The organism is Cupriavidus pauculus (genome assembly GCF_008693385.1).
In the GTDB taxonomy this organism is placed as follows: domain Bacteria; phylum Pseudomonadota; class Gammaproteobacteria; order Burkholderiales; family Burkholderiaceae; genus Cupriavidus; species Cupriavidus pauculus_D.
The window spans coordinates 2,897,331-2,912,441 of record NZ_CP044065.1 but is presented as its reverse complement, the minus strand read 5'-3'; the positions used below and the strand labels follow the sequence as shown (position 1 = coordinate 2,912,441).

Genomic DNA, 15,111 nt, shown 5'->3' with positions numbered 1-15,111 from the left:
CAAGAATCGAAAAAGAATAGACGTCAGGCAGACGTGGTCGCCCAAGCGTTGACGATGAGCTGCTTGATCAGGTGCAGCTTTCGATGAAAGAAATGATCGGCGCCCGGAATCACGATCACCGGCAACTCCTGCGGCCGTGCCCAGTCGAGCACGCTCGCAAGCGGCACGGTGTCGTCGAGCTCGCCATGAATCACGATGGTATCGGCCGGCACATCGCAGACCTCCCAGCGGCTGGTGGCCGTGCCGACCAGCGCGAGGCGCTGCGCGGGCGTGCCCGCTTCGGCAAGCCGGCGCGCCACATGCGTGGTCACGTAGCTGCCGAACGAAAAGCCGCCGAGCGCGACCGGCAGGGTGCCCACGTCGGGCGACCACGCGGTCTGCTGGCGCATCCACGCGATGACCGCGAGCTGGTCGTCCTGCTCGCCGATGCCCTTGTCGTGCTCGCCCTCGGTACCGCCCACGCCACGGAAGTTCGGCCGCACGGTCGCGTAGCCCAGCGCCACGAACGTGCGCGCGAGCGTCTGCGCGACCTTGTTGTCCTTGGTGCCCGCGAACAGCGGATGGGGATGCGAGACCAGCGCGAGACCGCGCACGGGCGCGTTCTGCGGGCGGTCGACCGAAATATCGATGGCGCCGACGGGACCGGCAATGGAAAGAACCTCGGTGTGCGCGTTCATGGTAGCGGGCAGGAGTACGGGGCAGGCGGTACGTCAGGACGGCTCAGGGATGCAAAACAGGGAACCGCTCGGGAACAACAGCGATCGGCAATCCAGCGATCGGCAACGCGGGGATCGGCAACTCAGCGATCGACCATCAGGCGCTCGACGGGCTTGCCGTTCACCAGATGGCTCTCGATGATTTCGTCGATATCCTGCTCGTCGACAAACGTGTACCAGACGGCCTCGGGGTAGACCACGAGCACCGGTCCGAGTTCACACCGGTCGAGACAGCCGGCCTGATTGATCCGCACGCGGCCCTCGCCGGAGATACCCAGCTCCTTGCACCGCTTCTTGGCGTACTGCTGCATCGCCTTCGCGTTATGGTCGGCGCAGCAGGCCTTGCCGTTCTCGCGCTGGTTGAGGCAGAAGAAGACGTGGTGTTTGAAGTGGCTGCTCATGCGGGGCGGGGCGATCGAGTGAAGCTCGCAATTATACGTGCACGCGCGCCCGCATCCCCCCGCGCGGCCTGCCCGGATTTCCGGAAACTCCCGCCCGCCTCCCCCTTCCGCGAGGCCGCGCGTGACGTCCCCGGCGCACCTGACCGTGCCGTAAGTGCCTGATAGATCGCTATTCCTTCCGAATTTCCGGACGACCGGATTCCGGATTTCCGGAAAGCTGGAGCGATTTTGCGGCCATCAATCCGAAATCGCTTAAAAATCAATGCGTTACAAGCGATGTATGCACTGGCATGCGCGTTGCAAATGGTTACAACCAGACGCGTCGCAATTCCGAGACGTGCGGAAATCGGTTGCCGGTCCACGGCATCCGTCACGGTCAAATACCGAGGACGACATCATGAGGAAACCCTTTTACAAGATCCTGTACGTGCAGGTGCTGTTCGCGATTTTCGTCGGCATCGTGCTGGGCCATTTCTGGCCCAGTACCGCTGTCGAAATGAAACCGCTCGGCGACGCCTTCATCAAGCTCATCAAGATGATCATCGGCCCGATCATCTTCTGTACGGTCGTCTCCGGTATCGCCGGCATGCGCGACATGAAGAAGGTGGGCCGCGTCGGCGGCAAGGCGCTGCTGTACTTCGAGATCGTCTCGACGTTCGCGCTGCTGATCGGCCTGTGCGCCGCGCACCTGCTCAAGCCCGGCGTCGGCTTCAACATCGACCCGGCGACGCTCGACACCAAGTCGATCTCGCAATACGTGTCGAAGGCCCACGGCCAGAGCAGCGTCGAATTCCTGATGCACATCATTCCGGACACGATCTTCAGCGCATTCGCCAACGGCGACATCCTGCAGATCCTGCTGGTCTCGCTGTTCTTCGGCTCGGCGCTCGGCGTCGTCGGCGACCGCGCGAAGGTCATCCACGACATGGTGGATCAGGTGTCGAAGGTGTTCTTCCACATCGTCCACGTGATCACGAAGGTCGCCCCGATCGGCGCGTTCGGCGCGATGGCCTTCACCATCGGCAAGTACGGTCTCGGTTCGCTGGTGCCGTTGCTCAAGCTGATCGGCACGTTCTACTTCACGGCCGTCCTGTTCGTGCTCGTGGTGCTCGGCACCATCGCGCGTTTCACGGGCTTCTCGATCATCCGCTTCGTCGCGTATATCAAGGAAGAGCTGCTGATCGTGCTGGGCACGAGCTCCTCGGAAGCCGCGTTGCCCCACCTGATGGAGAAGATGGAACGCCTCGGCTGCTCCAAGCCGGTGGTGGGCCTGGTCGTGCCGACCGGTTACTCGTTCAACCTGGACGGCACCAATATCTACATGACGCTGGCCGTGGTGTTCATCGCGCAGGCGACCGGTATCGACCTGACGCTGTGGCAGCAGCTGACCATCCTCGCGGTGGCCATGCTCACGTCCAAGGGCGCGAGCGGCGTGACCGGCTCGGGCTTCATCACGCTGGCCGCGACGCTGGCCGTGGTGCCGGACATCCCGGTGGCCGGCATGGTGCTGATCCTCGGTATCGACCGCTTCATGAGCGAGTGCCGCGCGCTGACCAACATCATCGGCAACGGTGTGGCGACAGTCGTCGTGTCCGCGTGGGAACGCGAACTCGATCGCGCGCGCCTCACGCGCGTGCTGCGTGGCGAAGATGACACCGTCGGGCTCGCCGACGCCGGTCAGGGCGCCCGCTGACGTGTCCCCGGCGGCGCGACACGCCGCCGCGGCCGTCAACCCCGCGGACGTCAACCCCATGGACGTCAACCGACCGGCCGGCGCGCGTCCGGCCGCATCCTCCCCGTCCGCTGGCGTTCGCCGCCAGCGGGTATCATCGGCGCAGAATTCCCCCCGCGCGCCGATGCCCCATTCCGACGACTTCCTGGCAGTCCACGATCCCGCCGCTCCCCGCGACGGGGCCGCGCCGCATGCGCCGGATACGCCCGGCGCCATGTCGCGCTGGTGGGCGTTCGCCGCCGTGCTCGCGGCCGGCCTGCTGGTGTTGTGCGCGCTCACATGGCTGGTCTCGGTGCAGCGCGGCATTGCCGGGCTTCAGCAATCGACGGCCACGCGCGCGGACCGCTACGCGGCCACGCTCGAAAGCACGCTCGACCGCTACGAATTCCTGCCCGCGCTCGTGTCGCTGCATCCGTTCGTGCGCGGGCTGCTGCAGAACCCCAGCGACCGTGCCCATATCGACGCGGCCAATGCTTACCTCGTCGACGTCAACCGCCGCGCGCACGCCTCGGCCACCTACGTGATTGCCGCCAACGGCATCGCGCTGGCCGCGAGCAACCACGGCGAGGCCGGCAGCTTCGTCGGCACCGACTACCGGTTCCGGCCCTATTTCCAGATCGCCTCGCGCGGTGACGTCGGGCGCTTCTACGCGATCGGCGTGACCAACGACGAGCCCGGCTACTACATCGCGCAACCCGTGGAGGCCGACGGCAAGGTCATCGGCGTGACCGTGGTCAAGCTCAATCTCGAATGGTTCCAGCGCGCCGGCGGCGGCAGCGCGGAACCGCTGATGGTCAGCGACGACCATGGGGTCATCTTCCTGTCTTCGGTGCCCGCATGGCAGTACCGTACGCTGCGAACGCTGCCGGAAGACCTGCAGGCCGAGCTTCACAACACGCGCCAGTACCACGACAAGGCGGTCACGCCGCTGCCGCTGGAGCCGCTGCGGTCGCCCATCACGCGCTGGCTCGCGGGCACCACGCTGTCCGACGGCGCACGGCTCGTGCGCGTGGGCGCGGACAAGCCCGCCGCCGAGGCCATCGCGGAGCGCGTGGGCCTCGATCTCGAGGACGACCGCGGGCGCTTTCTCGAGGTCAGCCGCGCGGTGGGCCCGGCCGGATGGACCATGCAGGTCATGGCGCCGCTGGAACCGGTGCTGTCCGCCGCGCGCAACGCGACCATCGGCGCGGCGCTCGCGTACGCCTGCATCTGCCTGATGCTCGTCAACCTGCGCCAGCGCCGCCAGCGCGCGCGCGACATGCAGTACAGCCGCCGCCTGCTCGAGGCCGCCTACGACGAACTCGAGCGCCGCGTGGAGGCGCGGACGGCGGACCTGATGGCGATCAACGAGCAGCTGGAGGGCGAAGTGGTCGAACGCACGCGCGCGGAGAAGGAGCTGCGCGCGACGCAGGACGAACTCGTGCAGGCGAGCAAGCTCGCGGCGCTCGGCCAGATGGCGGCCGGCATCACGCACGAACTCAACCAGCCGCTGGCCGCGCTGCGCACGTTCTCCGACAACACGCGCGTGCTGCTGGAGCGAGGCCAGCTCGATGCGGCCACCGGCAACTTGTCCGCCATCGCGGACCTGACCGAGCGCATGGGCAAGATCACGGGCCAGCTGAAACTGTTCGCGGGCAAGGCGCGGCCGCGCCGCAATGCGGTCCGCGTGTGCGCCGCGATCGATCACGTGCTCGCGATCACGGCGCCGCGCACGGGCGGCACCGCCATCGCCGTGCATGGCCTCGACGCCGCGTCCGGCGCGGAGGACATTGCCGTATGGGCCGACGAACTCAAGCTCGAGCAGGTGCTGCTGAACCTCGTCGGCAACGCGCTCGACGCGATCGCTTCGGCGCGCGCGGCGGACCATACCGAGGGCCATATCGATATCACGGTCAGGTCGAACGAGTCGCTCGTCACGGTGACCGTGCGCGACAATGGCGGCGGTATCGCCGCCGAGGCACTGCCGCGCCTGTTCGAACCGTTCTTCACGACCAAGGAGATCGGGCAGGGCCTCGGGCTCGGCCTCGCCATCTCGTCGTCGATCGTGCGCGAGTTCGGCGGGCAGCTCGCCGCGCGCAACGTGGAAGGCGGAGCCGGGATGGCGGGTATGACGGGGGTCACGGGCGCGGAATTCGTGGTGACATTGCGGCGGGCACATCAGCCCGTCCATAGCTGAAAGCAGGAAACGACAATGCAAGACGGTTTGCGAGTGCTGTTCGTCGAGGATGAGCCGCTGGTGCGACAGGCCACGGCACAGAGCCTCGAACTGGCCGGGTTCTCCGTGCTGGCGCTGCCGTCCGCGGAAGCGGCGATGCCGCACCTCGCGCCCGATTTCCCCGGCGTGCTGGTCACCGACGTGCGCCTCGGCGGCGCGAGCGGGCTCGATCTGCTCCACCACTGCCGCAACGCGGCGCCCGGCGTGCCCGTGATTCTGGTCACGGGGCACGGCGACATCACGATGGCCGTGCAGGCGATGCGCGAGGGCGCCTACGACTTTATCGAGAAGCCATTCGGCGCGGACCGCCTGACCGATACCGTGCGGCGCGCGCTCGAACGCCGCGCGCTGGAACTGGAGAACGTCGCGCTGCGCCGCGAACTCGCCGGGCCCGCGGCGGGCACGCGCATCATCGGCCGGTCGCCGGCCATCGAGCAGGTGCGCGGGCTCATCGCCAACGTCGCCGCGACGGACGTGCCCGTCATGATCAACGGCGAGACCGGCACCGGCAAGGAACTCGTCGCGCGCAGCCTGCATGCGCTGTCCACGCGCCGCGAGGCGCCGTTTATCGCGCTCAATTGCGGCGCGGTCCCCGAGTCGATCTTCGAGAGCGAGATGTTCGGCCACGAGGCCGGCGCGTTCACGGGCGCGGGCAAGCGCCGCGTCGGCAAGCTCGAACACGCGTCGGGCGGCACGCTGTTCCTCGACGAGATCGAGAGCATGCCGCTGGCGCTGCAGGTCAAGCTGCTGCGCGTGCTGCAGGAAGGCACGCTGGAGCGGCTCGGGTCCAATGCATCGATCCGCATCGACGTCCGCATCGTCGCGGCCGCCAAGGGCGACATGGAAGCGCTGGTCGAGCAGGGCGTGTTTCGGCAGGATCTCTACTATCGCCTCAACGTCGTCACGATTCCGCTGCCGCCGCTGCGCGACCGGCGCGAGGACATCGTGCCGCTGTTCGAACACTTCATGCTCGTGGCCGCGGTGCGCTACCAGCGGCCCGCGCCGATCCTGTCGGAGATGCAGCGGCAGGCGCTGATGCAGCGGCCATGGCCGGGCAATGTGCGCGAGCTGCGCAACGCGGCAGACCGCTTCGTGCTCGGCGTGCCGGAAGGCAACCAGGCGAAGGCCGAGGCGCACGAGGACTCGCAGCCGTTGCGCGAGCGCATGGAGCACTACGAGCGCGCGGTCATCGCCGACGTGCTCGCGCGCACGGGCGGCGCGGTGAGCCAGGCCGCCGACCTGTTGCAGGTCGGCAAGGCCACGCTTTACGACAAGATCAAGCGATACGGGCTGTAGCGGCGGGTCATCACTTCCACATCCCGCGCATGCGCCCCGCCAGATCCATCTTTGGCAGCGGCGCCTTCGCGGGCGCATCGCCGGGCATCGGCGGCGGCGGCCATGAGCGGCTGTAGAAATTCGTCATCACGCGATTGGGCAGGAAACGCGTGCGCGAGGCATACACGTGCTTGTCGCCGAAGCCCACCTGCTGATGCACATAGAAGCGCTGCGGCACGATCACGTCGAGGTGATCCTTCGCGCGGGTCATCGCCACGTACAGCAGCCGGCGCTCTTCCTCGATCTCCTCCGTGGTACCCGTCGCGAGGTCCGACGGCATGCAGCCGTCCACCGCGTTGAGCACATAGACGGCCTTCCACTCCTGCCCCTTCGCCGAGTGGATCGTCGACAGGATCAGATAGTCCTCGTCGCGCGAGGGCACCCCCGATTCGTCGCTCGAGGCGCTGGGCGGATCGAGCGTGAGCTCGGTCAGGAAGCGCTCGCGCGAGGCATAGGTCGCCGCGATGCGTTCGAGCTGCTGCAGATCGGCCTGCCGCGCGGCGGCATCGTCGTGCAGCCGTTCCAGATGCGGTTCGTACCATGCGATCACCTGCTCGAACGCGGAAGGCCATGCGGAGGCCGGTGCCATCAGCGCATCGGCAAGCGTCAGCAACTCGGCCCACGCCGGCGCGGCGGCGGGCGGTGGCTCGAAGGCGGAAAGCGCATCCAGCGGCGCCATCGCGCCTTCCAGGCCGTCGAGCACGCGCCCGGCGGTCTTCGGCCCGACGCCCGGCAACAACTGCAGCGTGCGGAACCCGGCCATGCGATCGCGCGGATTCTCGAACCACCGCAGCACGGCCATCACATCCTTCACGTGCGTCGATTCGAGGAACTTCAACCCGCCGAACTTCACGAACGGGATATTGCGCCGCGCGAGTTCGATCTCGACCTGCGCGCTGTGATCGGCCGCGCGGAACAGCACGGCCTGCGACATCAGCGTCAGGCCCGCCTCGCGGCGCGCGAGCACCTGCTCCACCACGAAGCGCGCCTGATCGGCCTCGTCGTTGACCACCACGACGCCGGGTTTCTCGGCGGACGCGCGGTCCGACCACAGGTCCTTGGTAAAGCGTTCGGCCGCGAGGCCGATGACCGCGTTGGCCGCGGTCAGGATCGGTTGCGTCGACCGATAGTTCTGCGAGAGCGTGACCTGATGCGCGGCCGGCGTGAAGTGCGTCGGAAAATCGAGGATATTGCGCACCGTGGCGCCGCGAAACGCGTAGATCGACTGCGCGTCGTCGCCGACCACGGTCAGGCCGCGCCCATCGGGTTTGAGCGCAAGCAGGATCGACGCCTGCAGTGCATTGGTGTCCTGGTACTCGTCCACGAGCACGTGGTCGAAGCGCGCGCCCATGTCCTGCGCGATGGCCGGTTCCTGCATCGCCTGCGCCCAGTACAGCAGCAGGTCGTCGTAATCGAGCACCTGCTGTTTCTGCTTGGCTTCCACGTAGCCCGCGAACAGGCCGTTGAGCGCCTCCGCCCACATCGCATAGCGGGGGAACTGCGTCTTCAGCACGACCTCGAGCGGCAGCTGCGTGTTGACCACGCGCGAGTAGATCGCAAGGCAGGTCTCCTTGCGCGGAAAGCGCGAGGTCTGCTCCGAGAGGCCGAGGTCGTGCCGCACCACGTGCATCAGGTCCGCGGAATCGCCGCGGTCGCTGATCGTGAACGACTGGGCCAGCCCGAGCGTCTCCGCATATTCGCGCAGCAGCCGCGCGCCGATCGCGTGGAACGTGCCCGACCATTGCAGCGCCGCGCGGCCCGCGCCCGTCTGCGTGCCAAGTGCCTGATCGACGATGCGCTCGACGCGGCGTCCCATCTCGGCCGCCGCGCGGCGCGAGAACGTCAGCAGCAGGATGCGGCGCGGGTCGGCGCCGCCGAGCACCAGATGCGCGACGCGGTGCGCGAGCGTATTGGTCTTGCCCGACCCCGCGCCCGCGATGATCAGCAGCGGGGCATCGCTGGCGTGCTCCACGGCCGCGCGCTGCTCGGGATTGAGCTTCGTGAGGTAAGCAGCCGGCTCGGCGGGCGGCGCCGCGGGCGCGGAAGTGATGTCGGGGGCAAGTTCGATGGACACGGCGGGGCGGCGGAAGGAAAGCTGGCGCCCACTGTATATGCATACAGCATGCGGAATCAAGCGCACAACAAAAAAGGTGCCTTGCGGCACCCTTTTTTGCGACAGCGGGGACGGCGCCGCTCAGGCCGCCAGCGCGCCTTCCAGCAGCTTGTGCAGCGCATCCCACTCGGGCTCGCCCACATAGCGCTTGAGAATCTTGCCGTTCTTGTCCACGACGAACGTGGTCGGCGTGAGCTGCACGTTGCCGAACGCCTTGGCGGCCGTGCCGTCGGAGTCCATCGCCACCTTGAATGGCAGTTCGCGCGTCTTGGCGTAGTTCATCACGTACATCGGCGGATCGTAGTTCATCGCCACCGCGACGAATTCCAGGCCCTTTTCCTTGAACTGCTGGTAGGTGCGGACCATGTCCGGCATCTCCTTCACGCAGGTCGTGCAGCTCGTGGCCCAGAAGTTGACGATATAGACCTTGCCCTTGAGGTCCGCGGTACCGACCTTGTCGCCGGAAAGCAGCGTGAACGTGGCGGCCGGCGCGGCGTTGGCCGGCGACAGCGCGCGGAAGCCAAACCAGCCGAGCACGGCCACGATGACCAGGGCGGCGATGGCGATGGGCAGGCGCTTGCTGCCGGAAGTAGCGGTTGTCGACATGTTGCGGTCCGATATAGGCACGGGTGGGGGCCCGGAGTGGCGTCTATTCTACTGCCGCGCGCGGCCGTGCGTCGCCCGCCGTTCGGCCCCCCGGCGGGGCTGCGTCATTCCGTCGCATGGGCGCTCAGCGCGCCGCCGCCACCTTGTCGCGCGCCGTGTCGAGTGCCTGCTCGAAGTAGGCGCCGTAGAAATCGGGCTGCATGCCGCGCAGCGGCGCGGCCGCGTAGCGTCCGCTGCGGTCGAGAAATAGCACGGTCGGCGCCGCGTTGATCTGGCGCGCGCGGGCCCAGGCGCGGGCCGTGGTCATCGTGCCGTCCGCATCGCGCAGCGGCGTATCGGCCGTCATATCGATCTCGCGCACGCGAATTTCCCCGGCGGCAGCCTGCGGCGCCAGATAGTTGCGGCGCACGGTCTCGCAGTAGACGCAGCCCGGCAGGCTGACCAGCACCACGAGCGGCTCGCCCGCCTTGCCGGCCGCGGCCGTCTGCGCGGGCACGTCGGTCATCCACGGCAGATGGTCGCCGGTGGCGGCGAAGGCCACCGCGGGGGCCAGGGGCGCGGTCAACAGCGTGGTCCACAGCGCGGCCGTGGCAAGCGTGCGCGCGGTCAGGTGCTCGGTCAGGTGCACCATCAGGGAAGGCGAGGGGCGGGGGAGGGCAAACATGGCGTCACCGGTACGTCACCAATACAAGGCTTTCCCCGATAATAGCGATTTGCGCGGCCGAACGCTGTGGGATCGCACACGCTGGCGCGCCATCTCCACGTCCACGTCCACGTCCACGTCCACCTCCACGTCCACGCCACCTCCGCCATCCCCACCCCAACGCATGCCACGCACTCCGTCCCTGCTGCTGCCGCTCCTGATGGTCTGGGCCCTGTCGGCCTGTTCGCCACGCTACGACTGGCGCACGACGGTCTCGAGCGAGGGCGGCTATGCCGCGCTCTATCCGGCCAAGCCCACGCGCGCCGCGCGCGACGTGGCGATCGCGGGCCGCAAGCTGCCGATGACGATGGAGGCCGCGCGCGTGGACGACACGCTGTTCGCCGTCGGCGTCGTCACGCTGCCCGAGGACGATCCCGCGCTGCGCAGGCAGGCCCTCGAATCGATGCAGACCGGCCTTGCCGCGAATCTCGGGACGCATGCGCCCGAGCCCGCGCGCACCCGCGCGGTCAAGGTCATGACCGCCGCGCAGCCGGCCATCGCGCTCGACGCGGTGGAGGTGCAGGTGGCCGGTATCTCGCCGCAGGACCAGTCGCCGCGGCGCCTCACCGCGCGGCTCGTGGCCTCGGGCAGGCACGTTTATCAAGCCGTGGTGCTCGAGGCCGGCGATGCCGCGCGCGATCAACGGCAGGCCGAGCAGGTCGAGCAGTTCCTGGCCGGCTTCCATCCTTATTGAAACCTGAAATCAACGGAGTACAGAAGATGCGTTGGGAAGTCTGGGTCGCCTATTTCGCGGCATGCTGGGTCATTGCGGTCTCGCCGGGATCAGGCGCGGTCCTGTCGATGAGCCATGGCCTGTCCTACGGCGTACGCCGCGCGACGACGACCATTCTGGGGCTGCAGGTCGGCCTCGTGATGATCCTGCTGATCGCGGGCGGCGGCCTGGGTGCGCTGCTGCTCGCGTCCGAGCAGGCCTTCCTCGTGGTCAAGACCGTCGGCGCGGTGTACCTGATCTACCTCGGCGTTCAGCAATGGCGCGCGCGCGTCGATGTGCAGGCCGACGGCAGCGGCGGCCCCGCGCGCGTGCCGACGATGAGCCGCGAGCGCCGGTTCGCCACGGGCGTGCTGACCAACGCGACCAACCCGAAGGGCATCGTGTTCATGGTCGCCGTGCTGCCGCAGTTTATCGACACGACGCATCCGCTCGCCATGCAGCTCGCGATCCTGGCCCTGACGATGTGCGCGGTCGATCTGACGGTCATGCATGGCTACGCGCTGCTCGCCTCGCGCATGCAGGGGCTGTTCCGCAACGCCCGCGCGCTGCGCTGGCAGAACCGTTTCTTCGGCAGCGTGCTGATGGCGGTGGGCACGGCGCTGTTCTTCGTGCGCCGCCACCACGCCTGATCGCACCTGGGGACGAGGGGCGCGGCAAACCGCGGGTGGCGAACGCTGCTCCGGTTTGCTTCAATGGATAGCACCCAACCGAGGAGCGCCCATGCGCCAACCCGTCCGTCAGCTTGTGTCTTTCCGCGCCCACCGCGAGCCCCCGCCGGATATGCCCCCGCCGCCCGGCATCCCACCCGACCTGCCTCCGATCGAGGAACCGCCGCCGCCCCCGCTGGAACCACCGGTGGTGAACTGACCGGTCACGCGCCCGAGCGGCATGGCTACCCGCTCCGCAACGCCCGCCGGTATTGAATCGCTTCCGCCACATGCCGCACCGCCAGCGTGTCCGTGCCATCGAGGTCGGCGACGGTCCGCGCGACCTTGAGCACGCGGAAATAGGCACGCGCCGACCACGCCAGCTTGTGCATCGCGGCGCGCAGCAGTTCCCGCGCGGCCGCTTCGAGCGGACACAGCGCATCGATCTCGCGCCCCCCGAGGTCGCCATTCGGTTTGCCCTGCCGCGCAAGCTGCCGCTCGCGCGCCACGATCACTCGCGCGCGCACTGCCTCGGTGGTCTCGCCCACCGGCCCGTCGAGCATCTCTTCGTGATGCTGCGCGGGCACCTCGATCTGCAGGTCGATGCGGTCCAGCAGCGGACCGGATACGCGCGACTGATAGCGGCGAATCTGGTCCGGCGTGCACCGGCACGGCCGCGACGCATGACCGAGATACCCGCATGGACAAGGATTCATCGCCGCGATGAACTGGAAGCGCGCGGGAAAGTCCGCATGCGCGGTCGCGCGAGAGATCGTGATGTGGCCCGTCTCCAGCGGCTCGCGCAGGACCTCGAGCACCCTGCGCTCGAACTCGGGAAGCTCGTCGAGAAACAGCACCCCATGATGCGCGAGGGAAATCTCGCCGGGCCGCGGATTGCCGCCGCCGCCCACGAGCGCCGCCGCCGAGGCCGTATGGTGCGGCGCGCGGAACGGCCGGCGGCCCCACGCCGATGACTGGAATCCGGCCGCCGTCAGGCTCGAAACCGCCGCAGCCTCCAGCGCCTCCTCGTGGGTCATCGGCGGCAGCAGCCCCGCGAATCGCTGGGCGAGCATCGATTTGCCGGTCCCCGGCGGTCCCACGAGCAGCGCCGAATGCTGGCCAGCCGCGGCAATCTCCATGGCGCGACGCGCCTGCAACTGGCCGCGTACATCCACCAGATCGGGACCTTCCGCCGGGCGCGCGGCGAGTGCCGGCGCGCGCGCCGGGGCGATCTGGTGTTCCGGCTGGCCAGCCAGATGCGCGCAGACCTCGGCCAGCGTATCGGCCGGCAATACACGCAGACCGTCGATCAGGGCGGCCTCCGGGCCATTGCCGGCCGGCACCACGAACGCGCGCGGGTCCGAACCGAACCGCGCGCGCAGCGCGTTCCCTTGCGCGACGCCCATCGCCATGGCCAGCGCCCCGCGCACGGGCCGCAGTTCCCCGGACAGCGACAGCTCGCCAATGAACTCGACATCGTCGAGGCGGTCTGCCGGCAACTGTCCGCTCGCCGCGAGAATGCCGAGCGCGATCGGCAGATCGAAGCGCCCGGAATCCTTCGGCAGATCGGCCGGCGCCAGGTTCACGGTGATGCGCCGGCTGGGAAAGTCGAACGCGCAATGGAGCAGGGCGGCCCGCACACGTTCGCGCGCCTCCCGGACTTCGGTTTCGGCCAGTCCGACGATATGGAACGCGGGCAGGCCGTTGGCCAGGTGGATTTCCACCGATACCGGCGGCGCGTCGATGCCGGTGAGCGCGCGGCTGCGCAATACGGCGAGGCTCATGGAGGGTTTGGTGGGCGTTGGCTGGGGGGCGACTCTCCTTGGGGGGGCGGAAACGAGAAGGCCGCCATTGCTGGCGGCCTTCGGCGCGTGGGCGCGGGTAGGACGGGGTGCGGACGGGCGTCAGACGCCGCCGGTCCCCGTCGGGGTCGCACCGGAGCCGAGCTTGCGCTCGAGCTCGGTCACGCGCGCTTCCAGTTCCTCTAAGCGCGCGCGCGTACGGGCCAGCACCTGGGACTGCACGTCGAATTCCTCGCGCGTCACGAGGTCCAGGCGCGCAAAGCCCTGGCTCATCATGCTGCGGACGTTCTTCTCGATGTCCTTGGCCGGCGAATTGCGCAGCGCTTCGCTGACCTTGCTCTGCAGATCGTTGAAGAGATCGGTCGGTTTCATGGCGAAACTCCTTAAAAACAGATGACGGTTCGTGGGGCTTGCGCCGCGTTCCGCACGCTCGCACCTTGTTTGTGCATGCGCGCGGCGTAGTGTGATCGGTCCGGCACGGTCATGCACTCGATTGGGGCGATCTTGCCGGGTAGACCCTGTGCCCCACAAGAGACCGCCCGATCGGCGACCTGCTTGCGACCGCGCGCAGGTTACACGACTTTTTTGCCCCCGCATGACGCGGATTATGGCCCCTCGGCGCCCGCCATGAAAGCCGTGACAAGGGTTTGCCCGCATCTTTTCGTGTTTTCGCGAAAGCACGACTGGCCCCATCGAATTCGATAAAAGTGGTTCTGACGGCGCATGTCTATCCATTTGACCGCCGAATCGCCGACAAATTTCGTTCGCGTGACACCCTGGCACAGCTGTTGCAGTAGTGAAGGCCAAAGAGCCACCGCGTAACAGAGCGGGGCCAACTCAAGAACAGTAGCTTCACGAGCCCATGAAGATTGAGGAAAAGGAGGAATCACCCATGAAGAAGTCGACCCTCGCAGTCAGCGTCAGTGCGGCCCTGTTGAGCCTTGCGGCATCCGCCGCGCTCGCCCAGAGCGCCCCGGATGCCGCGGCTCCCGCCGCAGCGCCCGCCGAGGAAGCGTCGCCGCACACGTTCTCCGCCAACGTGGCACTGGTGACCGACTATCGCTACCGCGGTATCAGCCAGACCAATCGTCGTCCGGCAATCCAGGGTGGTTTCGACTATTCGCATTCCAGCGGCTTCTACGTCGGTAACTGGAACTCCAGCATCAGCTGGCTCGAGGACGCCGATTCGTCGGTGTCGGCGCCGGTGGAAATGGACTTCTACGCGGGCTTCAAGAACACCTTCAAGGTGTCCGAGCTCGAGTTCAACTACGACGTCGGTGTGCTCGAATACTACTACCCGGGCGGCTACACGACCACGCGTCCGTACACCACGGAACTCTACGCCGGCATCGGCTGGGGCCCCGTGTTCCTGAAGTACTCGCACGCCGTGACCAACCTGTTCGGTTTCGACGACAGCAAGAACAGCTACTACGTCGATCTCTCGGCAAACGTGCCGCTGAACTTCTGGGACCTGACGTTCAACGCCCACGTGGGCTATCAGGGCGTGAAGAACTTCAGCGATGCGTCGTACACGGACTGGAAGGTCGGCCTGACGAAGGACCTGGGCAAGGGTTTCTCGGTCGCCGTCGCGTACATCGACACGAACGCCGACAAGTCGGTCTACACCAACACCCGTGGCCGCTACGTCGGCAAGGCCACGGCCTGGGCATCGCTTACCAAGACTTTCTAAACACGCATCCGGCCGCGCGGCGCCGTGCACGGCGCCGCCAACAGGAGAAACCCGATGAAACTCATCATTGCAGTCATCAAGCCGTTCAAGCTCGACGAGGTGCGCGAAGCACTGTCCGACGTGGGCGTGTCCGGCATTACCGTGACCGAGGTCAAGGGCTTCGGACGCCAGAAAGGGCATACCGAGCTCTATCGCGGCGCCGAATACATCGTCGACTTCCTTCCGAAGGTGAAGATCGAAGTTGCCGTGCCGGACGACGTGGTCGATCGCGCCATCGAAGCCATCGAGAAGTCGGCGCGCACCGGCAAGATCGGTGACGGCAAGATTTTTATCGCACCGATCGAACAGGTCATCCGCATTCGCACCGGCGAGACCGGCGGCGATGCCCTGTGAGACAGAGACACAAAGACAAGAGGTT

At 67.5% G+C, this 15,111-nt stretch carries 14 protein-coding genes; 7 read left to right on the top strand and 7 right to left on the bottom strand.

The window, feature by feature from the left end; all coding sequences use genetic code 11:
* Positions 1–23: 23 nt before the first annotated feature.
* Together FOB72_RS13360 and FOB72_RS13355 are read right to left on the bottom strand one after the other, a co-directional pair.
* Positions 24–677 carry an alpha/beta hydrolase gene (locus FOB72_RS13360; RefSeq protein ID WP_150372954.1) on the bottom strand — a complete coding sequence of 218 codons (654 nt, stop codon included), beginning with the start codon at positions 675–677 and terminating at the stop codon, positions 24–26.
* Between the two features lie 122 nt (positions 678–799).
* A complete protein-coding gene (locus tag FOB72_RS13355; protein WP_109582254.1) occupies positions 800–1,117 on the bottom strand; it encodes a (2Fe-2S) ferredoxin domain-containing protein in 318 nt (105 codons plus the stop codon).
* A 397-nt stretch (positions 1,118–1,514) separates the two neighbouring features.
* Between FOB72_RS13355 and FOB72_RS13350 the strand changes: the two genes are divergently transcribed.
* From FOB72_RS13350 to FOB72_RS13340, 3 genes are all read left to right on the top strand, one after another.
* Entirely contained in the window at positions 1,515–2,810 is a 1,296-nt protein-coding gene (locus FOB72_RS13350) for a dicarboxylate/amino acid:cation symporter (protein WP_150372953.1), read from the top strand.
* 163 nt (positions 2,811–2,973) lie between these two features.
* Positions 2,974–5,025, top strand: coding sequence for an ATP-binding protein (locus tag FOB72_RS13345; protein ID WP_150372952.1), 2,052 nt, complete (start codon positions 2,974–2,976; stop codon positions 5,023–5,025).
* 15 nt (positions 5,026–5,040) lie between these two features.
* On the top strand, positions 5,041–6,360 hold the full coding sequence (locus FOB72_RS13340; protein ID WP_150372951.1) for a sigma-54-dependent transcriptional regulator: 1,320 nt from the start codon (positions 5,041–5,043) through the stop codon (positions 6,358–6,360).
* A 10-nt stretch (positions 6,361–6,370) separates the two neighbouring features.
* Here the strand turns inward: FOB72_RS13340 and FOB72_RS13335 are convergent, their stop codons facing one another.
* The 3 genes from FOB72_RS13335 to FOB72_RS13325 all read right to left on the bottom strand — a co-directional run bounded on the left by FOB72_RS13335 (position 6,371) and on the right by FOB72_RS13325 (position 9,782).
* Positions 6,371–8,473, bottom strand: coding sequence for an ATP-dependent helicase (locus FOB72_RS13335; RefSeq protein WP_150372950.1), 2,103 nt, complete (start codon positions 8,471–8,473; stop codon positions 6,371–6,373).
* Positions 8,474–8,593: 120 nt separating this feature from the next.
* Positions 8,594–9,118, bottom strand: coding sequence for a TlpA disulfide reductase family protein (locus FOB72_RS13330; RefSeq protein WP_150372949.1), 525 nt, complete (start codon positions 9,116–9,118; stop codon positions 8,594–8,596).
* Between the two features lie 124 nt (positions 9,119–9,242).
* Complete coding sequence (locus FOB72_RS13325) at positions 9,243–9,782, bottom strand: thioredoxin (protein WP_411859797.1); 540 nt, start codon at positions 9,780–9,782, stop codon at positions 9,243–9,245.
* A gap of 163 nt (positions 9,783–9,945) precedes the next feature.
* Here FOB72_RS13325 and FOB72_RS13320 point away from each other — a divergent pair, with 163 nt between their 5' ends.
* Positions 9,946–10,515: a hypothetical protein gene (locus FOB72_RS13320; RefSeq protein ID WP_150372948.1), complete on the top strand. Its 570-nt coding sequence runs from the start codon at positions 9,946–9,948 to the stop codon at positions 10,513–10,515.
* Between the two features lie 26 nt (positions 10,516–10,541).
* Positions 10,542–11,183 carry a LysE family transporter gene (locus tag FOB72_RS13315; protein ID WP_150372947.1) on the top strand — a complete coding sequence of 214 codons (642 nt, stop codon included), beginning with the start codon at positions 10,542–10,544 and terminating at the stop codon, positions 11,181–11,183.
* 263 nt (positions 11,184–11,446) lie between these two features.
* Here FOB72_RS13315 and FOB72_RS13310 read toward each other — a convergent pair whose 3' ends face one another.
* Together FOB72_RS13310 and FOB72_RS13305 are read right to left on the bottom strand one after the other, a co-directional pair.
* Positions 11,447–12,985 carry a YifB family Mg chelatase-like AAA ATPase gene (locus FOB72_RS13310; RefSeq protein ID WP_150372946.1) on the bottom strand — a complete coding sequence of 513 codons (1,539 nt, stop codon included), beginning with the start codon at positions 12,983–12,985 and terminating at the stop codon, positions 11,447–11,449.
* A 120-nt stretch (positions 12,986–13,105) separates the two neighbouring features.
* On the bottom strand, positions 13,106–13,375 hold the full coding sequence (locus FOB72_RS13305) for an accessory factor UbiK family protein (RefSeq protein ID WP_150372945.1): 270 nt from the start codon (positions 13,373–13,375) through the stop codon (positions 13,106–13,108).
* Positions 13,376–13,895: 520 nt separating this feature from the next.
* On the opposite strand from FOB72_RS13305, the gene FOB72_RS13300 reads away from it, so the two are divergent.
* Positions 13,896–14,693: a TorF family putative porin gene (locus FOB72_RS13300; RefSeq protein WP_150372944.1), complete on the top strand. Its 798-nt coding sequence runs from the start codon at positions 13,896–13,898 to the stop codon at positions 14,691–14,693.
* Positions 14,694–14,747: 54 nt separating this feature from the next.
* Complete coding sequence (locus FOB72_RS13295) at positions 14,748–15,086, top strand: P-II family nitrogen regulator (RefSeq protein ID WP_109582230.1); 339 nt, start codon at positions 14,748–14,750, stop codon at positions 15,084–15,086.
* Positions 15,087–15,111 lie beyond the last annotated feature (25 nt).